The following is a 21,115-nucleotide window of genomic DNA, read 5'->3' on the forward strand; positions in this document are numbered from 1 at the left end:
AGCAAGTGCTCCGAAGCGCCATGAGGAGGTAACGCATGGCCCGACGGCTTCGATACCTCCCTGATCAGATCAGCCCAGCCGCGAACGCTTCCGCCCATCCGTCCCATGGACTACGACGAGTTCACCGTTGAGGCGGTGAGCGCCAAGAACAGCCCTCCCGAGCCGGTTACACCTGACGTCGCAGCTCAGGTCGACGTGATCGGCCAGCCCTGCCGAGCCTCCTCGGCAACGGAATCCCGCCCTCGACGTCGTCCTGAAACGTCGGTGCCGCGTGCTTGGGTGGGCCTATGCGTTACGGCATCGACATCGCGATCCTCGGTGAGCTCGCAGAGCCATCGCGCTTGGTTCATCTGGCTCGGGAGGCCGAGGCCGCCGGATGGGATGCCGTGGTGGTGTGGGATCACCTTGCCTTCGCCTGGGGGACGCCATCGGCCGACCCGTGGGTGGTGCTGGCCGCCGCGGCCCAGGAAACCTCCCGTGTCCGGTTGGGCACCGCGGTGACCGCCGTGGCCCGGCACCGTCCGGAAACGCTGGCTCACACCGTGGCCACTTTCGATCGGCTGAGCGGCGGCCGGGCGATCCTGGGTGCCGGGCTGGGCGGAGTGACCGCCGAGTTCACCGCATTCGGCTCGTCCCGGCCCGGTGGGCACGTGCTCGACGAGGCGCTGGAGGTCATCTCCTCGCTCTGGTCCGGCGCCGAGGTGCACCACCGGGGCGCCCACTACACGATCGACGGGGTACGCCTGTCGCCGCTGCCCCTCCAGCGCCCCCGGGTCCCGGTGTGGGTCGGCGGCTCGGCTCCGGGCGCTCTTCGCCGGGCCGCTCGCTGGGACGGGTGGATCGTCGGCGGCGACGACCAGGAGTGCCGCATGACGCTGTCGCCGGACTCGCTCGCCGTTCAGGTCGGAGAGGTGCTCCGGCACCGGCCTTCAGCCTCGGGTTTCGACGTGGCGATCATCGGGGTCAGCGAGCCTGGCTCCTCGGTGAAGGCTTACGCCGACGCGGGCGCCACCTGGTGGCTGGAGCACCTCCACGGATATCGGGGCTCCATGGAGCAACTCGTGGAGCGCGTCAAGGCGGGGCCGCCGCACGTGGGCTGAGGCCTTTGTCATTCGCGCCTCCAGGCCGGTGCCGGCGTCACCTGTCACGGTGGTGAAGCCGGACGTGGCGGCCCTGCCAGCGTGCCCGCAACCACCGGTCGTGGCTGGCGATCACTATCGCGCCGGGTCCCGCCGAGCCCATCGCCTCCTCCAGTTCGTCGGAGAGGCGGGGCGAGAGGTGGTTCGTGGGCTCGTCGAGCAGGAGCACCTCCGGCGGGTCCGCCACCAGCAGCGCCAGCGCGAGCCGCCGGCGCTGGCCGACGGACAGCTCGCCCACCCGCAGGTCCACGTCCCGCCGGCCGATCAGGCCGAGGGAGCGCAGCGTCACGGCCTCGGCGCGCTCCGCTCCCAGTGCCAGCTCGTACGTCTCCCGCACCGTGCGGTCCGGCCGCTCGAACACGGTGTCCTGGGCCAGCAGCCCGACGGTCAGGCCGCGCCGCCGCCGCACCTCGCCCTCCGCGTCGAGCCGGCCGGCCAGTACTGCCAGGAGCGTCGACTTGCCCGCACCGTTCGGCCCGGTGACCAGCAGGCGCTCCCCTGGCGACACGTCGAGCCGGTCGATCGCGAGCCGTCCCGACACCCGCACGTCCCGCAACGACAGCAGGGGCGCGTGGGGAGCGACGTTCTCCGGCACGTCGGGTGCGGCGTCCTCGGGCGCGGGGGTGCTCAGGGCGGGAGTGGCGTCCTCGGGCGCCGAGGTGCTCAGGGCGGGAGTGGCGTCGTCCGGCGCGTGGGAGGCCAGGGCCGGAGGGTGGAAACGGAGTGGCGGCGGTGGGGCGGGGACCTGGTCGCGTTCCAGCTCGGCCAGCCGCCGGGCGGCGTTGCGTACCCTGCGCGAGATCTGGCTCTGCACGCGCCCACCACGGTGCCCGTACCCCATCTTCTCGTTGTCGCGCCGCAGCCCGTCCAGCGCCACCCGCCGCGCCGTCACCGCGACGGACCGGCGCAGCTCGCCGAGCTCGGCCTGCTCCTCCACGTGCCGCTGCTCCCAACGCTCCCGCTCGGCCCGCTTCTCGGCCAGGTACGCGCCGTACCCGCCCCCGTACCGGACGGGCCCGTCCACCGCGGGGTCGAGGTCGATCAGGTCCGTGCAGACCGCGTCCAGGAATGCCCGGTCGTGGCTGGCCACGACCACGACCCCGGACATGCCGCGCAGCTGCTCCTCCACGAACACCGCGGCGGCGTCGTCCAGGTGGTTGGTGGGCTCGTCCAGCAGGAGTGCCGCGGGCCGCCTGATGAGCAGCGCCGCCAGGGCCAGCCGCCCGCGCTGCCCGCCCGACAGGGACGCGAGCGAACGGGAACGCGGCACGCCACCCAGGCCGAGCCGGTCGAGGACGATCTCCGCGCGTCGGTCGGCGTCCCAGGACTCGCGCTGTTGCGCCTGGTCGAGCCGGGCCCCGTACGCTTCGAGCAGAGCGGCGTCGTCCGGGGCCCCGGCGAGCGCCCGGGTGAGCCGGTCGAGCTCGGCCAGGTCGGCGCGCGCCTCGCGCAGGGCGTCGTCGAGCACGTCGGCGACCGTGGCATCGCCGTCGAACGGCAGCTCCTGGTGCAGGAAGCCGAGGTCGGCGGGGCGGACGACGGCGCCGGAGTCGGGCTGGTCCACCCCCGCCAGCAGCCGCAGCAAGGTGGACTTGCCCGCGCCGTTCTCGCCGATCAGCCCGATCCGGCGGCCGGGGGCGGCGGTGAGGGTGACGCCGTCGAGCACGCGCCGCGTGCCCAGCGTCCGTACGAGGTCGCGGGCGAGCAGCGCGTCACTCACCGATGGGCCCTCCGGTCTCCAGCAGCCGGCCGCCGGACAGCTCCAGCCGGCGCTCCACCCCGATCTCCGCCAGGAACCGCTCGTCGTGGCTGACCACCACGAACGCCCCCTCGTACGAGCCGAGCGCGCTTTCCAGCTGCCCCACGCTGACCAGGTCGAGGTTGTTGGTGGGCTCGTCGAGCAGCAGGAGTTGCGGAGCCGGATCGGCGCAGAGCACGCAGGCCAGCGTGGCGCGCAGCCGTTCGCCGCCCGACAGCACGCCCACCGGCAGGTGGGCGCGGGCACCGCGGAACAGGAAGCGGGCGAGCAGGTTCATCCGCTCCGCCTCCGGCATGCGGGGGGCGAACGCGGCCAGGTTCTCGGCCACGGTGCGCTCGACGTCGAGCAGGTCGAGCCGCTGCGACAGGTAGGCGACCCGGCCGTCGGCCCGCCTGGTCGTGCCGCCGTCGGGCGCCAGGTCGCCGCTGATCAGGCGTAGCAGGGTCGACTTGCCCGCGCCGTTGGGGCCGGTCAGCGCGATGCGCTCGGGCCCGCGGACCGTCAGGTCGACACCCGGCTCGGCGAACAGGCCACGGGCCTGCAGGTGCTCGCCGTGGAACACCGTGCGCCCGGCGGGCACGTTCGTGCCCGGCAGCTCCAGCGTGATCTTCTGGTCGTCGCGCAGCGCCCGCCCGGCCTCGTCGAGCCTGGCCTTGGCGTCGCTGACGCGGGCGGCGTGCATCTGGCCCGCCCGCCCGGCCGACTCCTGGGCGCCCCGCTTCATGTTCCCGGCGAAGATGCGCGGCAGCCCGGCGCTCTTGAGGTTGCGGGCGGCGTTGCTCGCCCGGCGGTCGGCGCGCTCGCGGGCCTGTTGCATCTCCCGCTTCTCGCGCTTGAGCTCCTGCTCGGCGCTGCGCACGTTCCGCTCGGCGGCCTCCTGCTCACCGCGTACGGCCTCCTCGTACGCGGTGAAGTCGCCGCCGTAGAAGCGCACCTCGCCCCGGTCGAGCTCGGCGATGCGGTCCATCCGGTCGAGCAGGGCCCGGTCGTGGCTGACCACGAGCAGGCAGCCGTTCCAGTCGCCGAGCACGTCGTAGAGCCGGCGGCGGGCGGCGAGGTCGAGGTTGTTCGTCGGCTCGTCGAGCAGCAGGACGTCGGGCCGCCTGAGCAGCTGCGCGGCCAGGCCGAGCGAGACGACCTGGCCGCCGCTCAGCGTCCGCAACGTGCGGTCGAACACGAGATCGCCGAGCCCGAGCCGGTCGAGCTGGGCGCGGGTGCGCTCCTCGATGTCCCAGTCGTTGCCGATCGTGGTGAAGTGCTCCTCACTGGCGTCGCCCGACTCGATGGCGTCCAGCGCGGCGATCACCGGGGCGATGCCGAGAACCTCGGCCACGGTCAGGTCGCCGGTGAGGGGCAGGCTCTGCGGCAGGTAACCGAGCAGCCCGCTGACGGACACGCTCCCGCCTCCGGGCCGGTACTCGCCGGCGATCAGCTTGAGCAGCGTGCTCTTGCCCGCGCCGTTGGGGGCGACGAGGCCCGTACGGCCGCCGCCCACGGTGAAGGACAGGTCGCTGAAGACGGGCGTGTCGTCAGGCCAGGAGAAGGACAGGCTGGAGCAGATGATGAACGCGTCGGACATGCGAGAAGACCTCGTGAGAGAACGCGGGCGCGCCGAAGCCGCCCGGTAAAGGGGACAGGGGTTCGGGAATGACGACGAGGGCCACATCGGCGGCGGTCATGTGCGCCTGCCGGGGCCGGTCAATCTCCGGTATCACCCGGAGATGTCGTCGTCACCTGCCACGTCTGGTCTCCTAGCTTCTGATCACGAGCGTTTCACACCATAGCACCCGCTGGGCGCCGGCTATCCCTGGTCCCTTTCGCTCGGGACCGGGCCACGGCTATCCCCTGCTCCTCTTCGCCCGGGTCCGGGCCACGGCTTCCGCGACCGCGCCGCGGTTGCCGTCGGCCCAGCCGACGTGCTGGACGATGCGCTCGATGCGCCAGCCGTCCGGGGTGCGGAGCATGTGGTTGGTGTACGAGCCGCGCAGCAGGTAGAAGTCGCCGCCCTCGGCCCCTTCGAGGAGGTGCTGCGCGTACATGGCGGAGTGGCAGATCGCCCGGTCGGGATCGTCCGGGTCGAATTCGACGACATGGTTCGGGCTGATGTGCTGCGTGGCGGTGAACCCGTCGAGGGCCTCGCTGATGCGGCGGACGACCTCGTCGCGGGCGAAGCTTCCGGCCGGGCTGCCCAGTTCGGAGTAGTCGGTGTACACGGGGTCGGTGAAACAGGCGGCGAACAGCTCCCAGTCACGGCGATCGACGCTGATCGCGTACTTGGTGACCTGCTCGACGATCTCGACGCGGTCTTCGAGCCGGCGGATCCGGGCTCCGAGGTCGGTGGCCATGCGCGTTCTCCCAGCCGTTGAGGGCGGTCTCCGAGTGCTCAACCATACGGTGATGGATTATCCGAAGCAAGACGATATGAGACAGGACTATCCGAGGAGCATGCGATAGTATCCGCTCGTGCCCCGAGACAGTGACCGCTCCGTGCCGGCCGAAGACCTGACCTGGCTGGCCCATCGCGCCGCCGAGGCGCTCAAGGAGGCCTTCAACAGGGTGTCGCGCGCGGCCGGCCTCGCCGACCTGCGGGACTGGCTCGTCCTCGCCCTGGTCAGCGACGGCTCGCAACGCACTCAGCTCGAGATCGCCCGCGAGCTCGACATCGACAAGACGACGCTGGTGGCCATCATCGACCGCTTGGAGAAGGACGGCCTGATCATCCGCAACGTCTCCGAACGCGACCGGCGCGTCCGCATTCCGGCGGCCACGCCGAGGGGCGTCGAGGTGAAGAACCAGGTCGCCGTGGCCCGCGACGCGGCCATCAGCGAACGCCTCGCCGCCATCCCGGCTTCCGAGCATGCCAAGTTCCACAGCATGCTGTGGAACATCGTCGAAGGCGCCTGAAACAGCGCCGTCCCTGAGTGGTGCTCAGCGCAATCTCCGTCGGGATCGGGACGCGCTCCCACGGGGGTGGCGAGCGGGGTATCCGGGCGGGCTCCAGCAGGCCCGCTCGGCACCCACGTATCGGGGGCCCGACGAGCGGAGGTTTTCGGGGGTCGGAGGGGGCGGCAGGCCCCCTGGGAGGCGCTGGCTGGAATCCCGGGTGCGGAGCGGCCCCGTCGTGGAAGGCCGTGCTTTTCTGGAGGCGGGTCGGGCGGTGATAATGGTCCGCGCGTTCGGGGTCGGCGGCTGTTAGCGTTATCGGCAAGGGGGTGAGCCTCCGTGAGATCCAGGGACGGCAGGCCTGCGGTGCTCATGGACGTAGCCGTGCTCGCCGGAGTCTCGGCCATGACCGTGTCGCGCGTGCTCAACGCGCCGGATCGGGTGCGGGCCGAGACCAGGGCGCGCGTGCTCGCCGCCGTACAGGAGCTCGACTACCGGCCCAACCAGGCCGCGCGCCAGCTCGTCACCGGGCGGTCCGGGGTGCTCGGGGTGGTGAGCATCGACACCACCCTGTACGGGCCCGCCTCCACGCTCTACTGCATCGAGCAGGCCGCCAGGAACGCCGGGTTCAACGTGAGCATCGCCAGCCTGCCCTCGCTCAGCCGTAAGTCGATGGAGGAGGGCGTGGAACGGCTGCGCGACCAGGCCGTGGACGGCGTGATCATCGTCGCGCCGCACGAGTCGGCCGCCGACGGGCTGCGGCATCTGCCGGCCGAGATGCCCGTGGTCGCGGTCGACGCCGGGGACGACATCCCCGTGCCCGTGGCCAAGGTCGATCAGCGTACGGGCGCCGCCAGGGCCACCCGGCACCTGCTCAGCCTCGGCCATCGCACGGTGTGGCACGTGGCCGGGCCCGCCGACTGGCTCGACGCGAACGGGCGCATCGAGGGGTGGCAGGGCGTGCTGGAGTCCGCCGACCGGCCGGTGCCCGACGTGCTGCGGGGTGATTGGAGCTCGCGTTCCGGCTACCAGCTCGGGCAGCAGCTGGCCCCGAATCCGGAGGTCACCGCCGTGTTCGCGGCCAACGACCAGATGGCGCTCGGCGTGCTGCGCGCCCTGCGTGAGGCCGGGCGGCGGGTGCCGGAGGACGTGAGCGTGGTCGGGTTCGACGACATCCCCGAGTCGGCCTACTTCTGGCCGCCGCTGACGACCGTACGCCAGGACTTCCACGAGGTGGGCCGGCACGCCTTCCACCTGCTGCTGGACCGGATGGCGGGAGCGTCGGTCGACGCGCGGCGGCTGGTGGAGCCCGAGCTGGTCGTGAGGGAGAGCACCGCCCCGGCCCCGGAGGCGTAGGAGGCGGCAAGGACCGGAGGCGTCCGAGGCGAGGGTCCGCCGGTGAAGTCTGCGGCGTGGTCCCGTGCTCAGCCCGGCGCAGGTGCCGGGCCGAGCATCGGCGGTCAGCCTCGGGAAGGTGCGGGGCCGAGCATGAGCGGTCAGCCCCGCGAAGGTGCCGGGCTGAGCGCCAGTGGTCAGCCCGGTGGCGTGGTGGTTACGGGCGGGCCAGGCGGATCACGTTCCAGGAGACCGGGGGCAGGAGCACGCGGGCCGGGTCCTGCTCCACGTCCGGGTTGGCCCGGGGCGCGATCCGGTCCGGGTCGTCGGCCGTGTTGCGGGCGTAGACGTCCGGGTCCGTCAGGGTCGTGGCCTCGACGATGCGGGCGCCGCCGAGCGCCCGGGTGTCGATCTCCAGGGAGAGCGGCCCGTCGGTGGAGCGGTTGACGGCGAACAGCGTCGTGCCCTCCTCCGAGTGCGTGGCCACCGCGTGCAGCAGCGGCACCTCGCCGAACTGCGCCGTCTCGTACGACGGCGACACCGGCTCCACCCGCAGCACGTCGCCGGCCGCGAGCCGGGACGCCTGCGCGAACGGGTGGAAGGTGGTCTGGCGCCACGCCCGCCCGCCGGGCTCGGTCACGATGGGTGCGATGACGTTGACGAGCTGGGCCAGCGACGCGGCCGTGACCCGGTCGCTGTTGCGCAGCAGGGTGATCAGCAGGCCGCCGAAGGCGACGGCGTCGGCCAGGTGGTAGTGGTCCTCCAGCAGCCTCGGCGCGATCGGCCAGTCGGCGGGCGGCGCGGCGTTCTGGAAGCGCGACAGGTACCAGACGTTCCACTCGTCGAAGGAGAGGTCGATCCGCTTGCGCGACTTCAGCCTGGCGCCGACGGAGTCGGCGGTGGCCACGACCGAGCGGATGAAGTACTCCATGTCGGTCGAGCAGGCCAGGAAGCTGCCCAGGTCGCCGTCCTTCTCCTCGTAGTACGCGTGGCAGGAGATGTAGTCCACCACGTCGTACGCCTCCTCCAGCACCGTGGCCTCCCACGCGCCGAAGGTCGGCATGCTGGAGCTGGAGCTGCCGCAGGCGACCAGTTCCAGGGACGGGTCCACCATGCGCATGGCGCGGGCGGTCTCGGCGGCGAGCCGGCCGTACTCGTGGGCGGTCTTGTGCCCGGTCTGCCAGGGGCCGTCCATCTCGTTGCCCAGGCACCACATCCTGATCCCGTGCGGCTCCTTGGAGCCGTTGGCGATGCGCTGGTCGGACAGCGCGGTGCCGGACGGGTGGTTGCAGTACTCCAGCAGGTCGAGGGCCGCCTCGATGCCGCGGGTGCCGAGGTTGAGCGCCATCATGGGCTCGACGCCGGCCTTGCGGCACCAGCGGACGAACTCGTCCACGCCGACCTCGTTCGTCTCGGTGCTGTGCCAGGCCAGGTCCAGCCGGCGGGGGCGCCGATCGACGGGGCCGACGCCGTCCTCCCAGCGGTAGCCGGAGACGAAGTTGCCGCCCGGGTAGCGGACCGTCGACACCCCCAGCTCCCTGGTCAGGTCGAGCACGTCGCCGCGGAAGCCGTCCTCGTCGGCCGACGGGTGGCCCGGCTCGTAGATGCCGGTGTAGACGCAGCGCCCGAGGTGTTCGACGAACGTGCCGAAGGTGCGCCGCCGGACCGGGGCGACCTTGAACGCGGGATCGAGCGTGAGTTTTGCCTGGTGCACGGAGAGATCTCCTGGGTTTCGCGGGCGTTACGTGATCCAGATTGTTAGCGATAACAAGGAGGCCGGTCAAGGGGTGCACCACCAGGTGGCGCTGGTCAGGGAGGGGACTTGACACGCCGGTTGTTACCGCTAACACTCGGGTAACCCCAACGAAACAAACGGCCCCCGACCTCAGCGGAAAGCGACAGCTCGCAGGAGAGGCCACCGTGCAAGATCCCCCTCACATCTCCCGCCGCCTGCTTCTCGGCGGAAGCCTCGCACTCGCCGGCGCCGCCGCCGCCGGATGCGCCATCCCCGTCGGGCTCGGCTCGTCCCAGACCCGGGTCCAGTACTGGCACTTCCTCGGCGCGAGCGACGGGATCATCATGAACAAGATGGTCCAGGCGTTCGCCAAGGACAACCCGGACGTCTTCGTCGAGGAGAACGTGCTCGCCTGGGGCGAGCCGTACTACACGAAGATCGCGATGGCCGGCTCCGGCGGCCGTTCCCCCGATCTGGCCACCTTCCACCTGGCCCGCCTGGCCGGGATCGGCGCGGGGCAGATCCTCGACCCCATCAACGTGAAGCTGCTGGAGGAGGCCGGCCTGCGGGCCGCCGATTTCAGCCCGCCCATCTGGGAGCGTGCCCACCTCGACGGGGTGCTGTACGCGATCCCGTTCGACGCCCACCCGATGGTGCAGTACTACAACACCGACATCTGCGGGAAGGCCGGGCTGCTCGGCCCCGACGGCAAGCTGAAGCCCACGACGGGCGTGGACGAGCTGGTCGCGGCGCTCAACAAGGCCAAGGAGGTGATGGGCGGCAAGCCCCCGCTGGCCTACGACGCGCTCGGCATCGGCACCGTGGGCCCCTGGCGCGTGTGGTACTCGCTCTACCCGCAGAGCGGCGGCACGCTGCTGTCGGACGACGGCACCAAGATCGCCATCGACGACGCCAAGGCGCTCGAGGTGCTGCGGTTCATGCGCCGGCTCGGGGAGGAGGGGCTGTGCGACCGGCGCACCGACTACGGGGCTTCGGTGGCCAACTTCACCAACGGCCAGGCCGCGTTCCTGTGGAACGGCGACTGGGAGACCACCGGCCTCAAGGAGCGCAAGACGCCGTTCAGCATGACCCGGTTCCCCAACGTGTTCGGCTCGGGGGCGGCGCAGGCCGACTGCCACTCGTTCGTGCTGCCGCACCAGCGCAACCGGGACCCCGAGGTGGAGCGGGCCACGTACCGGTTCATCGCCTACCTGGTCAAGAACAGCGCGGACTGGGCGGTCGCCGGGCACGTGCCCGCGTACCTGCCGGCGCTGGAGGAGCCCGAGTACCTGTCTCTCCAGCCGCAGTCGGAGTACCGCTCGGTCATCACCGACGTCGCGCTCGACCCGCAGGTGTGGTTCACCGGGTCGGCGTCGCGGCTGTGGCTCGAGTTCGGGCAGGCCTTCTCCCCGGTCATCACCGGGGACCACACGCCGGAGGAGGGCCTGGCCGCGGCCAAGGCGGCGCTCGACCGGCTGCTGTCCGCCCCGAACCCCTTCCCCGCCGAGGAGCGCCAATGACCGGGTTTGTCGAGGTCACCAATGAACACGGCACCTTGGTCGTGCGACCGACGAAGGAGGGCGCATGACCACCGTCGCGGCCCGCGCGACCGCCGCCCCCGTCGCCCAGGCGAAGGTCCGGCGTGGCTGGACGCAGCACGGGCTGCTGTTCGTGGCGCCGTTCCTGCTGATCTACCTGGCCTTCCTGGTTTGGCCGACGGTGCTCGGCTTCCGGATGAGCCTGTCGAGCGTGAACATCGCGGGCGGCAACAACCACCTGGTCGGGTTCGCCAACTACGCCGAGGCGTTCGCCGACCCGCGCATGTGGCACTCGCTGTGGAACACGCTGGTGTTCACCGTGCTGAGCACGGTCCCGCTGGTGCTGCTCGGCCTCGGGTTCGCGCTGCTGGTGCACCACCTGCGGTTCGTGCAGTGGCTGTGGCGGCTGTCGTTCTTCGGGCCGTTCCTGCTGCCGTCCGCCGTCGTGTCGCTGCTGTGGCTGCAGATGATCTACCCGCCCGACTACGGCCTGCTCAACGGCACGCTCGGCACCGACACGCTGTGGCTGGGCGACCCGTCGGTCGCCATGTGGTCGATGGTGCTGACCACGGTCTGGTGGACGGTCGGCTTCAACTTCCTGCTCTACCTGGCCGCGCTGCAGTCGATCCCGCAGCACCTGTACGAGGCCGCCGCCATCGACGGAGCCTCGGCCTGGGACAGGCTGCGCTCGATCACCCTGCCGCTGCTCGGCCGCACGACCGCGCTCATCGTGGTGCTGCAACTGCTGGCGTCGCTGAAGGTGTTCGACCAGATCTACCTGATGACCGCCGGCGGGCCGCAGGACTCCACCAGGCCGATCATCGAGTACGCCTACGACGTCGGCTTCACCGGCTACCGCACCGGCTACGCCTCGGCCGTCTCGTACATCCTGTTCGTCCTGATCGTCATCGTCTCCCTGGCGCAGCTGCGGCTGTTCCGCAAGCGGACGGAGGTCTCGTCATGACCAAGCGGTTCAGCTTCAGCCAGTTCGTCCTGCTGGTGGTCGCCCTGGCCCTGGCGGTCGTCTGGCTCGCGCCCATCGCCTGGGCGATCGCCACCTCGCTCAAGCCGGAGACCGAGACCACGAAGGTCCCGCTGCAGTGGTTCGGCAGCGAGATCACGCTGGACTCGTACCGGCTGGTCCTGGGCACCGGCGGCATCGTCAAGTGGGCGATCAACTCGACCGTCACCGCGGTGATCGTCACGTTCCTGACCGTGCTGTTCTCGGCGATGGCGGCCTACGGGTTCGCGCGCACGCAGTTCAAGGGGCAGCGGGTGCTGCTCGCGGTGATCCTGGCCGGGATCATGGTGCCGCCGCACGTGCTGATCGCGCCGCTGTTCGCGGAGATGGTGGCGCTCGGGCTGGTCGACACCTGGTGGGCGATCATCCTGCCGCAGGTGGCGGCGCCGCTGATCGTGTACGTGCTGTTCAAGTTCTTCCAGGACGTGCCGCCGGAGCTGGAACAGGCGGCCTTCGTGGACGGGGCCGGGCGGTGGCGGGTGTTCTTCACGATCGTGCTGCCGCTGTCGCGCCCGGTGCTGGCCGCCGTGTCGATCTTCACGTTCATCACGACCTGGAACAACTTCCTCTGGCCGTTCCTGGTCTCCACCGACCCGAACACGATGACGCTGCCCGTCGGGCTGGCCAACGTGGTGCAGGGGACGTTCGGGCTGCGGTACGCGCAGATCATGGCCTCGGTCGTGCTGGCCGGGCTGCCGCTGCTGGTGGTGTTCGTGCTCTTCCAGCGGCAGATCGTACGCGGCGTCGCCCACACCGGCCTGGCCGGTCAGTGATCCCGCAGGTGCTCCCGCAGGGCGTCCCGGTCGTCCGGGACGCCGTGGGCGCGCAGCACCTCCTGGAGGTTGATCCAGCTCCACGCGTCGTCACTCAGGTCGGCGATGGCCGTGAGGGCGGCGCGCCGTAGCTCCGGCGCGTCCGCGACGGTCTCCAGGAGGTCGCCCGCGATCGGGAAGGCGTCCACGGGCTTGGCGGCCGCCAGGCGGGCGATGAGGGCCTGGGCCCTGGCGGGCGCCTCACCGGGCAGGCGTCGCTTGCTGACGCGGGCGGCCAGCGTGGCCAGGTCGCCCTCGGCGTACGGGAGCGGGGTGTCGCCGGTGGCGGTGAGCAGCCTGACGACGGCGTCGCGAGCTTTCGGGGGCGCGTCCTCGCCGTACAGGTTGACCAGCGCCAGCGCGGCGGCGTCGCGCACGAGGCCGTCGGCGTGGCCGAGCCCGGGCTCGATCGCCCCTGCCGGCGCCCCTGCCGGCGCCCCTGCCGACGCCTCTGTCGGCCAGGGCAGCAGGGAGAGCGCGAACATCGCCGTCGCGACCGTGACCGGCTCGGCGTCGGCCTCGACGAGGCCGGCGAGCGCGGGCCCGGTGGTGTCCGCCTCCTCCGGGAACCAGCTCACGAGGTACGCCGCGGCCGTCCTGACGTGCGGATCCCCGTCGGCCAGGAGGGAGATCGGCAGGTTCTCCCTGACGGCGTCGTAGGAGGCCAGCATGGCGGCGTCGAACATGCGCTCCAGCTTGTGGTCGTACGTCTGCCGGACGTAGGCCCGGTCCCTGCGGACGGCGTCGTTCGGCGCCTCGGCCACCCACTGCTCGAGGTGGGCGTCGGCCTCCTCCTTGCTCCTGGACTGCACGCCCGCGCTCTCCTCGCGCCAGCGCGCGATGCCGACGCCTTCCGGCAGGTGGCCCTCCTCGTAGCCGAGGGCCAGGGAGGCGAGCAGATGGAGGATCAGCTCGCGGTCGGGCGTGGCGGGGTCGGCGGCCAGGCGGGCCAGGAACGGCACCGCGTGCGGGGTGGCCGGGAAGCGCGTGCCCTGGTGGAAAATGTTGCCGTAGAGCGCCGACATGGCTTTCTGGCGCTCGCCTTCGTCGGCGGACGCGAGCGCCCGAATCTGGCCGGGCACGTCCGTGGCCCGGCCGTAGGCGTGCTTCAGCTTGCCCCAGGAAACGCGATCGAGATCGTCCACGCGCGCGAGCGTATCGGTAAATATCAGATTACGTCCGCCGTTTACCGTTGCCAGGGAATTGCCAGGAACGATGGGTAGTCTCCCTCGGCATGAACTGGCAGCGCAAAATGAACAAAGCGCTGGTCAGGTTCACCGGATTCCAGATCGAACGTGTAGGAAAAGCGGCTCCTCCCCAGCCCGTTCCCGAGATCAGACCGCCCGCGGATCCGGCGACCGACCGGTTGCTCGACTCCCCCGTGTTCCTCCTGTCCCCCGTGCGGTCCGGTTCGACGCTCCTGCGCGCGATTCTGAACGCCCACTCCGCCCTGCACGCCCCTCACGAGCTGCACGTACGCCGCCTCCGCGTGCAGTTCGACACGAGCCTGGCGGCCAAGGCGATGGCGGCCCTCGGGCACAACCAGGCCGATCTGGAGCATCTGCTGTGGGACCGCGTCCTGCACCGGGAGCTGGTACGCAGCGGCAAACGGTTCATCGTGGACAAGACCCCCGCGAACGCCTTCGCCTACCAGCGCATCGCCGCCTGCTGGCCCGACGCGCGCTTCGTCTTCCTGCTCCGCCACCCCGCCTCGATCGCCGCGTCCTGGCACGAGGCCAGCCCCGACAGGCGCACCCCCGAGGAGGCCGCGCTGGACGCGCTGCGGTACATGAAGGCCGTGCAACGGGCCAGGTCAGCCCTGCCCGGCCTGACCGTCAGGTACGAGGAGCTGAGCGCCGACCCGGAGAAGGTGACCCGCGAGATCTGCGACTTCCTGGGCCTGGAGTGGGAAGCGGGGATGCTCGCCTACGGGAAGCAGTCCGTCCTGGAGAAGGGCCTCGGGGACTGGCGCGACAAGATCCGCTCCGGCGCCGTGCAGCCCGCGCGGGAGCTCCCCTCCGCGGACCAGGTCCCGGACGCGCTGAAACCCATGTGCCGGACCTGGGGGTACCTCACGTGAAGATCCGCTACCTCATGCTGCACGCGTACGGCATGGGCGGCACCATCCGCACCGTCGTCAACCAGGCCAACGCGATGGCCGCCGCGGGCCACGACGTCGAGCTGGTCAGCCTGGTGCGGCGGCGCGACACCCCCCAGTTCGCGCTCGACCCGCGGGTCGGGATCACCGCGCTGGTGGACCAGCGCGGCGGCAGGGCGCCGGACTCGTTCGGGCGCCGGGCCTGGCGAAAGGTACGCGGCAAGATCGTGCCGAGGGGCGAGTTCGCGGCCGACTACTTCACCGAGCGGGTGGAGTGGGCGGCGATGGAGTACGTCTCCGGCCTGCGCGACGGCGTCCTCGTGACCACCAGGCCCGCCCTGAACCTGATCGCCGCCCGCCGCGCCGCCAAGGACGTCGTCAGGGTCGCCCAGGAGCACATGAACCTGTCAGCGTACCCCGACACCATCCGCAGGGAGATCGCCCGCCACTACGGCCGGTTCGACGCGGTCACCGTGCTGACGCGCACCAACCGCCTCGAGTACCAGCGCCTGCTGCCCTCGACCCCCATCGTGCAGATCCCGAACGCGGTCCATCAGGCCGACCAGGAACGTTCCCAGCAGGTCAATCCCGTCGTGGTCGCGGCCGGGCGGCTGGTGCCGCAGAAGGGGTTCGACCTGCTCATCACGGCCTTCGCGCAGGTGGTGCGGGAGCATCCGGAATGGCGGTTGCGCATCTTCGGCACCGGGCCGCGCAAGGGCCAGTTGCAGGGGCTCATCGACGGGTTCGGGCTGGGCGAGCACGTGTCGCTGGCCGGGCGCACCGACCGGCTGGACAGGGAGCTGGCGGAGTCCTCCGTGTACGCGCTGAGCTCCCGGTTCGAGGGCCTGCCGATGGTGATGATCGAGGCCATGACGCACGCGCTGCCCGTGGTCGCCTTCGACTGCCCGACCGGGCCCCGGGACGTGCTGACGGACGGGGTGGACGGCGTGCTCGTGCCGCCGCGGGACGTGGACGCGCTGGCCGCCGCGCTGAGCCGGGTCATGGGTGACCGGGAACTGCGGGTGCGGATGGGGAAGGCGGCGCACAAAGCGTCGCGTGCGTACGCGCCTGAATTGGTGATGCCATTGTGGGAGGATTTGTTCTCGGAGTTGCTGGCGGGTGAGCGCGTGGCCGACAACTTCTGGACGTCCGGGAAAAGATTTACCTGACCGATTCCTTCGACATGGCCGGGCTTTCCGCGCCCTTTGTCACGAAATATCACCCATTTCGGCAAAAGCATCTCAAAGGGCGCGGCAATCTGGAGCGATGCGTATCCGGAAAGCCCACCTGGCCGCTGCGGCAGGTGCCCTTGCCCTGGTCACGGGGCTCACCGCACCCGCACACGCCAGCGCCCCCGCCGCCGCGCCCGCCGCTGGACCCGTCCACGCCGTCCAGCAGGACGCGCCCTCGGTGTACGGCAGCGCCGCCTACCTGATGGACGTCTCGTCCGGCAAGGAACTGTTCAGCAAGAACGCCGACGACCGCCTCCCGATCGCCAGCGTCACCAAGATGATGACCGCGTACGTCGTCCTGAAGACCGCCAAGCCCACGGACGTGGTGCAGGTCAAGCGGGAGGACGTCCAGTACGCGGAGGACGGCGGCGGCACCACCGCCGACCTGCGGCCCGGCGACCGCCTCACCGTCGGCGAGCTCCTGTACGGCCTCATGCTCCCCTCCGGCGCGGACGCCGCCCACGCGCTCGCCCGCACCTACGGCCCCGGCGTCGGCGGCTTCGTCGGCAAGATGAACGCCACGGCCCGCGAGCTGGGCATGAACGACACCGAGTACGTCAACGCCGACGGCCTGCCCAAGCGCGGCGGGGACGGCTACTCCACCGCCCGCGACCAGAGCATGCTGGCGGCCAAGGCCGTGCAGGTGCCGCTGATCAAGGAAGTGGCCGGGACCCGGTACCACTCGCTGGACGCCACCTCCGAGCACCGCTCGTACAGCTGGCGCAACACCAACAAGATGCTCGGGACACCGGGCGCGATCGGGCTGAAGACCGGGTTCACCCGGGCGGCCGGGTTCACGCTGGCGTTCGCGGGCGAGAAGCGCGGCCACACGCTGGTGGGCGTGCTGCTCGGCGAGTCGGACTCCAGCCGCCGCTTCGACACGGCGGAGGCGCTGCTGTCCTGGGGTGCGGCCCGCGAGTCCGCCTGACCGAAGCCCGGGCGGACACCATGGACGGTGTTGATCCTTTGGACTAGTTTGCCCGACATGAAGCTTCGAATCGCGTTGAGTGCGCTGTCAGCCGCCGCCGCCGTACTCGCCGCCCCGGTCCCCGCCGCCCACGCCGGAACCCCCAAGCTCGGCTGGGAGCTCAAGGAGACCGGGGTGACCGCGCGCCTGCGCGGCCTGTCGCCCGTCAGCCGGGACGTGGTGTGGGCCTCGGGCTCGGGCGGCACCGTGCTGAGGACCGTCGACGGCGGGCGGAGCTGGCAGAACGTCTCCCCGCCCGACACCTCCGCGCTCCAGTTCCGCGACATCGAGGCGTTCGACGAGCGCAGGGCCGTGGCGCTGTCGATCGGGGAGGGTACGGACTCGCGCGTCTACCGGACGGAGGACGGCGGGCGCACGTGGACGGAGACGTTCAGGAACGACGAGCCCCGGGCCTTCTACGACTGCCTGGCCTTCTTCGACCGGCGGCACGGGCTGGCCATGAGCGACCCGGTGGACGGCAGGTTCCGGATCCTGGCCACGGACGACGGCGGGCGGAGCTGGCGGGTGCTGCCGGCCGACGGGATGCCGCAGGCGCTGACGGGCGAGGCGGGGTTCGCGGCGAGCGGCCAGTGCCTGGTCACCGCGGGCGGCCGGGACGCCTGGCTGGCCAGCGGCGGGGCGGAGCGGTCACGGGTGTTCCACTCGGGCGACCGCGGACGCACCTGGACGGTCTCCGACACCCCGATCCCCGCGGGCGACCCGGCCCGCGGCGTCTTCGGCCTGGCCTTCCGCGACCGTCACCACGGCCTCGCGGTCGGCGGCGACTACCGCCCCGACCAGCCTTCCCCCAGCGCCGCCGCCCTCACCCGGGACGGCGCCACCACCTGGCAACCCGCCACCACCCCGCCGCCCGCCTACCGCTCCGGCGTGGCGTGGCTCCCCCACCTGCCGTTCGCCGCCATCGCGGTGGGGCCTTCGGGCAGCGACGTGACGTGGTCGGGCGGGCGCGCCTGGGAGACCTTCGACAACGGATCGTTCGACACGGTGTCCTGCACCCGCGACCTCTCCTGCTGGGCCTCCGGCGACCAGGGCCGCCTCGCCCGTCTGACCCTCCGATAACCGCGTAGGCGGTGTCAGCGTACGCCGCGGGGGCGGAACTGGATGCTGATGCGCGGCCCCGCCGGGCGGGAGGTCTTCGGGATCGCGTGCTCCCACGTGCGCTGGCAACTCCCGCCCATCACGATCAGATCCCCGTGCCCCAGATCCCGCCGGATGGACGGCCCTCCGCCACGGGGCCGGAGCAGGAGCGGGCGGGGGGTGCCGACCGAGATGATCGCCACCATGGTGTCCTCGGTGCTCCCCCGCCCGATCGTGTCGCCGTGCCAGGCCACGCTGTCGCGGCCATCGCGGTAGAAGCAGAGCCCCGCCGTACGGAACGGCTCCCCCAGCTCCGCACCGTAGTGATCGTCGAGGGCCCGGCGGCAGTCCTCGAGCACCGGATCCGGCAGGGTCTCGTCCTCGTCGTAGAACTTCAGCAGCCGCGGCACGTCCACCACCCGGTCGTACATGCGCCGCCGCTCCGCCCGCCACGGCACCGTCCCGGCCAGCCGCTCGAACAGCGTGTCGGCCCCCGTGAGCCAGCCCGGCCGCAGGTCGATCCAGGCGCCGTGGTCGAGGTGTGTCCTGCGGACCGTGACGCCGAGCGGCCCGACCCCGAGCTCCTCGTCGAGGCCGAGCAGAGATGCTTGGAACGAGGCTGTCATGCGATCAAGTGTATGCCTTTGTTCAAACACGCATTCGACTGGGGTGTCGGCTCGCCTTTGCCGAGGGGTCGTGCGAGGCTGGCAATCGCCGGATACGAGTGGCATCGCCGCCCTCAGCCCGCACCGTGAGGCGAAGAGGCCACCCATCGCTTCGTCACACGAAGGAGCAGGCCATGCTCACCACCGATTACCTGCCGGGAGCCCCCTGCTGGATCGAGGTCAACACCCCCGACGCGGAGGCGGCGAACGTCTTCTACACGGGGCTGTTCGGCTGGGAGTCCGTCACGCTGGGCCCCGAGTACATGCAGTATCGCTTCTGCCAGGTCGACGGCAAGACGGTCGCCGGGATCAGCGAGGTGACGCAGGAGGGCTGGACCCCGGCGTGGCTGACGTACTTCCAGGTGCCCGACGTCGACGTGATCGCCAAGACGATCGAGCAGGCGGGCGGCACGGTGCTCTTCCCGCCGAGCGACGTCGAGGGCCAGGGCCGCATGGCGGTCTTCGCCGACCCCACGGGGGCCGCGTTCGCGGTGTGGCAGCCGGGCCGGACGAAGGGGCTCGGCATGGTCACCAAGCCTGGCTCGCTCGGCTGGATCGAGCTCTACACCCCCGACCCCGCCGGCATCCGGGCCTTCTACCAGTCGGTCTTCGGCTGGCGCGTCGAGGACCTGCCGATGGGCGACATCTCCTACCCCGTCATCTCACCCGCCGACGGCGGTGAGGCCTCGGCGATGGCCGGGATCGTCCAGCTCCAGCCCGGTGACAGCCCGCACTGGCTGCCGTACTTCGAGGTGCCCGACTGCGACGCCACGGCGGCGCTGGCGCAGCAGCTCGGCGGCACGCTGCGGGCTCCCGCGACGGACGTGGAGGAAGTCGGGCGCATGGCCTTCCTCGCCGACCCCTACGGCGCCCGCTTCGCGGTCATCACCAGCTCGGCCTGACCCCGGCCACAGGCCCGGTCCGCGCGGCGCACGGGCCGGGCCGCCTCGCGCTCGCCGTCCTGTAACGTCTTCACCGTGTTATACCGTTACATGGCCGGTGCGGTGGCCGCGCGCACCGGGGACGAGATGTCCGGGCCCGCGCTCCTGGTCGCCGGGCTGGCCGTCACCGGGTCTCCCCTGACGGCGTCCTGGCTGCTGGCGGGGCTGACCGTCTCGGCCGCGTTCGGAGGGCCGCTGCTCGGGGTGCTGCTCGACCGGGCACGGCGGCCGGGGCGGCTGCTCGCGTGCTGCCTCCTCGGGTACGCGACCGGGCTCCTGCTGGTCCTGTACGGGCTGGGCCGGGTGCCGGACGCGGCCCTGATCGGCGTGGCGGTCGTGGCCGGGCTGCTGGGGCCCGCGCTGACCGGCGGCTGGACGGCGCAGCTGCCCCGGGTGGCCGGTCCCGAACGCCTGAGCAGGGCCAACGCGCTCGACTCCATGAGTTACAACGTGGCCGGGCTGGCCGGTCCCGCCGTGGTGGGGCTGGTGGCGAGCGCGGGCGGAGGCACCGCGACGGTCCTGGTGTGCGCCGGACTGCTCGTCGCCGCGCTGCCGGCCGCCTGGAGCCTGCCTCCCGTACGGGCCCGTTCGGCCGCACCCGCCGCCGTACCCGCCTCGCCCGCCACCGTGTGCGCTCACCCCGCCGCACCCGCCGCACCCGCCGCACCCGGCTCGCCCGGCTCGCCCGGCGACGGTGGCGCGGCCGGTCGCGGGCGGGCGATTCGGGTGGAGCTGATCGAGGGGTTCGCCGTCATCTGGCGGAACGCGACGTTGCGCCGGGCGACGGCCGGGTCCGCGGTCTCGTGCTGCGGCCTGGCCATGCTGGTCGTGTCCGCTCCCGTCCGCGGCGCCGAGCTCACCGGTGAGAGCGGCCACGGCGCGCTGCTGCTGGCCGTCACCGCCGCGTCCGGGCTGGCCGCGAACGCGGTGATCGCCGCGTGGGGCCGGGTGCGGCGGTGGGACCGCGTCCTGGTCCGGGGGACGGCGGTGCTCGGCGCGGGGATGGCGCTGGCGGCCGGGGCCGGGACGTTCTGGGCTGCGGTGGTCGCCGCGGCGGTGGCGGGAGCGGGCGAGGGGCCGCAGCTCACCGCGTTGTTCTCGGTACGGCACCGCGAGGCGCCGGCCCGCCTGCGCAGCCAGGTGTTCACCACGGGGGCCAGCCTGAAGATCACCTCGTTCGCGATCGGGTCCGCGCTGGCCGGACCGCTGGCGGCGTACTCGGCGAGCTCGACCCTGGTGGCGGGGGCTGTGCTGCAGGCCGTCGCCGTGGCCGTACTCACGGCCGGGCGCCGCGACAAGGGATCCCCGGGAGAAGCGTCGCGCTCAGCCCGAGGCGGGCGGTGAGGTGCGGGAGCGGTGGGCGGCGACGCGTTCGCGGGTGGCGCAGCGGGTGCTGCAGTAGCGTCGCGGGCTGCCGCCCCTGAGGTCCAGGTACGGCCGCCCGCACCCCCGAGAGGCGCACAGCCCGCCCGGAATGCGCTGATGGTCGGCCAGCAGCACCGCCAGCGCCATCGCCGACGACGCCAGGAACCACTCCCCCCACGGCGCGTCGTCCCCGCTGTCGACGTGCACGTGCCAGCTCGTCGTGCCCCCGTGGCTGGTGAGTCTGGGCGCTCGGGCCGATCCGGCGAGCAGCCGGTTGAGCAGGTCGGCCGCCTCGCTCACGGTGGCCGCGCCCAGGACCTCGCGCAGCCGCGCCGCCGCCGCCCGCATCGCCGTCACGTCGGCCTCGCCGAGGTCGAGGTCCCCGCTCTCCCCGTGGTCGCGCAGGACCCGCGACACCGACTCGACGGACGGCCGTTCGTGCAGCAGTGCGACGCACAGGTCGACGGCCCTGGCGGCCATCGCCTTGGTCGAGTGAACCTCCACCTCGAGAAGGTTATGCCAGTGCG

19 protein-coding genes are annotated in these 21,115 nt (G+C 71.9%); 12 read left to right on the forward strand and 7 right to left on the reverse strand.

Annotated elements, in window-relative coordinates:
- Positions 1 to 287: 287 nt before the first annotated feature.
- Positions 288 to 1,100: an LLM class flavin-dependent oxidoreductase gene (locus tag AB0J87_RS35675; RefSeq protein ID WP_363972360.1), complete on the forward strand. Its 813-nt coding sequence runs from the start codon at positions 288 to 290 to the stop codon at positions 1,098 to 1,100.
- 37 nt (positions 1,101 to 1,137) lie between these two features.
- Here AB0J87_RS35675 and AB0J87_RS35680 read toward each other — a convergent pair whose 3' ends face one another.
- The 3 genes from AB0J87_RS35680 to AB0J87_RS35690 all read right to left on the reverse strand — a co-directional run bounded on the left by AB0J87_RS35680 (position 1,138) and on the right by AB0J87_RS35690 (position 5,243).
- Positions 1,138 to 2,859, reverse strand: a complete 1,722-nt coding sequence (locus tag AB0J87_RS35680; RefSeq protein ID WP_363972362.1) for an ABC-F family ATP-binding cassette domain-containing protein — start codon at positions 2,857 to 2,859, stop codon at positions 1,138 to 1,140.
- Positions 2,852 to 4,477 (reverse strand): ABC-F family ATP-binding cassette domain-containing protein, encoded by a 1,626-nt coding sequence (locus AB0J87_RS35685; protein ID WP_363972365.1) that lies wholly within the window; start codon positions 4,475 to 4,477, stop codon positions 2,852 to 2,854. Before AB0J87_RS35685 ends, AB0J87_RS35680 begins: the two co-directional genes overlap by 8 nt.
- 259 nt (positions 4,478 to 4,736) lie before the next feature.
- Positions 4,737 to 5,243, reverse strand: coding sequence for a nuclear transport factor 2 family protein (locus tag AB0J87_RS35690; protein WP_363972367.1), 507 nt, complete (start codon positions 5,241 to 5,243; stop codon positions 4,737 to 4,739).
- A gap of 118 nt (positions 5,244 to 5,361) precedes the next feature.
- Between AB0J87_RS35690 and AB0J87_RS35695 the strand changes: the two genes are divergently transcribed.
- Positions 5,362 to 5,802, forward strand: coding sequence for a MarR family transcriptional regulator (locus AB0J87_RS35695; protein WP_363972370.1), 441 nt, complete (start codon positions 5,362 to 5,364; stop codon positions 5,800 to 5,802).
- A 351-nt stretch (positions 5,803 to 6,153) separates the two neighbouring features.
- Positions 6,154 to 7,137 carry a LacI family DNA-binding transcriptional regulator gene (locus AB0J87_RS35700; RefSeq protein WP_363972923.1) on the forward strand — a complete coding sequence of 328 codons (984 nt, stop codon included), beginning with the start codon at positions 6,154 to 6,156 and terminating at the stop codon, positions 7,135 to 7,137.
- A 196-nt stretch (positions 7,138 to 7,333) separates the two neighbouring features.
- On the opposite strand, the gene AB0J87_RS35705 is transcribed toward AB0J87_RS35700, so the two are convergent.
- Positions 7,334 to 8,830 (reverse strand): alpha-N-arabinofuranosidase, encoded by a 1,497-nt coding sequence (locus AB0J87_RS35705; protein ID WP_363972373.1) that lies wholly within the window; start codon positions 8,828 to 8,830, stop codon positions 7,334 to 7,336.
- 206 nt (positions 8,831 to 9,036) lie between these two features.
- Here AB0J87_RS35705 and AB0J87_RS35710 point away from each other — a divergent pair, with 206 nt between their 5' ends.
- The 3 genes from AB0J87_RS35710 to AB0J87_RS35720 all read left to right on the forward strand — a co-directional run bounded on the left by AB0J87_RS35710 (position 9,037) and on the right by AB0J87_RS35720 (position 12,183).
- A complete protein-coding gene (locus AB0J87_RS35710) occupies positions 9,037 to 10,371 on the forward strand; it encodes an extracellular solute-binding protein (protein WP_363972376.1) in 1,335 nt (444 codons plus the stop codon).
- Between the two features lie 64 nt (positions 10,372 to 10,435).
- Positions 10,436 to 11,353: a sugar ABC transporter permease gene (locus AB0J87_RS35715; protein WP_363972379.1), complete on the forward strand. Its 918-nt coding sequence runs from the start codon at positions 10,436 to 10,438 to the stop codon at positions 11,351 to 11,353.
- Positions 11,350 to 12,183 (forward strand): carbohydrate ABC transporter permease, encoded by an 834-nt coding sequence (locus AB0J87_RS35720; protein ID WP_363972382.1) that lies wholly within the window; start codon positions 11,350 to 11,352, stop codon positions 12,181 to 12,183. The genes AB0J87_RS35715 and AB0J87_RS35720 overlap by 4 nt, the downstream gene beginning before the upstream one ends.
- Here AB0J87_RS35720 and AB0J87_RS35725 read toward each other — a convergent pair.
- Entirely contained in the window at positions 12,177 to 13,367 is a 1,191-nt protein-coding gene (locus AB0J87_RS35725; protein WP_363972385.1) for a hypothetical protein, read from the reverse strand. The two genes, AB0J87_RS35720 and AB0J87_RS35725, sit on opposite strands and share 7 nt — an antisense overlap.
- A gap of 89 nt (positions 13,368 to 13,456) precedes the next feature.
- Between AB0J87_RS35725 and AB0J87_RS35730 the strand changes: the two genes are divergently transcribed.
- The 4 genes from AB0J87_RS35730 (at position 13,457) to AB0J87_RS35745 (ending at position 17,599) form a co-directional block, all read left to right on the forward strand.
- Positions 13,457 to 14,302 (forward strand): sulfotransferase, encoded by an 846-nt coding sequence (locus AB0J87_RS35730; protein WP_363972388.1) that lies wholly within the window; start codon positions 13,457 to 13,459, stop codon positions 14,300 to 14,302.
- Positions 14,299 to 15,489: a glycosyltransferase family 4 protein gene (locus AB0J87_RS35735; protein ID WP_363972391.1), complete on the forward strand. Its 1,191-nt coding sequence runs from the start codon at positions 14,299 to 14,301 to the stop codon at positions 15,487 to 15,489. The genes AB0J87_RS35730 and AB0J87_RS35735 overlap by 4 nt, the downstream gene beginning before the upstream one ends.
- Positions 15,490 to 15,586: 97 nt before the next feature.
- The gene (locus AB0J87_RS35740; protein ID WP_363972394.1) at positions 15,587 to 16,480 is read left to right on the forward strand and encodes a D-alanyl-D-alanine carboxypeptidase family protein; all 894 of its coding nucleotides are present in this window, start codon (positions 15,587 to 15,589) and stop codon (positions 16,478 to 16,480) included.
- Positions 16,481 to 16,537: 57 nt separating this feature from the next.
- Complete coding sequence (locus AB0J87_RS35745; protein WP_363972397.1) at positions 16,538 to 17,599, forward strand: oxidoreductase; 1,062 nt, start codon at positions 16,538 to 16,540, stop codon at positions 17,597 to 17,599.
- A gap of 14 nt (positions 17,600 to 17,613) precedes the next feature.
- On the opposite strand, the gene AB0J87_RS35750 is transcribed toward AB0J87_RS35745, so the two are convergent.
- Entirely contained in the window at positions 17,614 to 18,243 is a 630-nt protein-coding gene (locus AB0J87_RS35750; protein WP_363972399.1) for an alpha-ketoglutarate-dependent dioxygenase AlkB, read from the reverse strand.
- Between the two features lie 173 nt (positions 18,244 to 18,416).
- Between AB0J87_RS35750 and AB0J87_RS35755 the strand changes: the two genes are divergently transcribed.
- Together AB0J87_RS35755 and AB0J87_RS35760 are read left to right on the forward strand one after the other, a co-directional pair.
- Positions 18,417 to 19,184, forward strand: a complete 768-nt coding sequence (locus AB0J87_RS35755; protein WP_350727026.1) for a VOC family protein — start codon at positions 18,417 to 18,419, stop codon at positions 19,182 to 19,184.
- A 75-nt stretch (positions 19,185 to 19,259) separates the two neighbouring features.
- Positions 19,260 to 20,567, forward strand: a complete 1,308-nt coding sequence (locus AB0J87_RS35760) for an MFS transporter (protein WP_363972402.1) — start codon at positions 19,260 to 19,262, stop codon at positions 20,565 to 20,567.
- Here AB0J87_RS35760 and AB0J87_RS35765 read toward each other — a convergent pair.
- A complete protein-coding gene (locus tag AB0J87_RS35765) occupies positions 20,547 to 21,092 on the reverse strand; it encodes a CGNR zinc finger domain-containing protein (protein ID WP_363972405.1) in 546 nt (181 codons plus the stop codon). The two genes, AB0J87_RS35760 and AB0J87_RS35765, sit on opposite strands and share 21 nt — an antisense overlap.
- Positions 21,093 to 21,115: the final 23 nt, after the last annotated feature.

Origin of the sequence: Nonomuraea sp. NPDC049625 (assembly GCF_040675285.1) — a bacterium.
Taxonomy (GTDB): domain Bacteria; phylum Actinomycetota; class Actinomycetes; order Streptosporangiales; family Streptosporangiaceae; genus Nonomuraea; species Nonomuraea angiospora_A.

Coding starts and splice junctions, on each gene's coding strand:
- AB0J87_RS35675 (WP_363972360.1), top strand. CDS start 288: ATGCGTTACGGCATCGACATCGCGATCCTCGGTGAGCTCGCAGAGCCA.
- AB0J87_RS35685 (WP_363972365.1), bottom strand. CDS start 4,477: ATGTCCGACGCGTTCATCATCTGCTCCAGCCTGTCCTTCTCCTGGCCT.
- AB0J87_RS35690 (WP_363972367.1), bottom strand. CDS start 5,243: ATGGCCACCGACCTCGGAGCCCGGATCCGCCGGCTCGAAGACCGCGTC.
- AB0J87_RS35700 (WP_363972923.1), top strand. CDS start 6,154: ATGGACGTAGCCGTGCTCGCCGGAGTCTCGGCCATGACCGTGTCGCGC.
- AB0J87_RS35715 (WP_363972379.1), top strand. CDS start 10,436: ATGACCACCGTCGCGGCCCGCGCGACCGCCGCCCCCGTCGCCCAGGCG.
- AB0J87_RS35720 (WP_363972382.1), top strand. CDS start 11,350: ATGACCAAGCGGTTCAGCTTCAGCCAGTTCGTCCTGCTGGTGGTCGCC.
- AB0J87_RS35730 (WP_363972388.1), top strand. CDS start 13,457: ATGAACTGGCAGCGCAAAATGAACAAAGCGCTGGTCAGGTTCACCGGA.
- AB0J87_RS35740 (WP_363972394.1), top strand. CDS start 15,587: ATGCGTATCCGGAAAGCCCACCTGGCCGCTGCGGCAGGTGCCCTTGCC.
- AB0J87_RS35745 (WP_363972397.1), top strand. CDS start 16,538: ATGAAGCTTCGAATCGCGTTGAGTGCGCTGTCAGCCGCCGCCGCCGTA.
- AB0J87_RS35750 (WP_363972399.1), bottom strand. CDS start 18,243: ATGACAGCCTCGTTCCAAGCATCTCTGCTCGGCCTCGACGAGGAGCTC.
- AB0J87_RS35755 (WP_350727026.1), top strand. CDS start 18,417: ATGCTCACCACCGATTACCTGCCGGGAGCCCCCTGCTGGATCGAGGTC.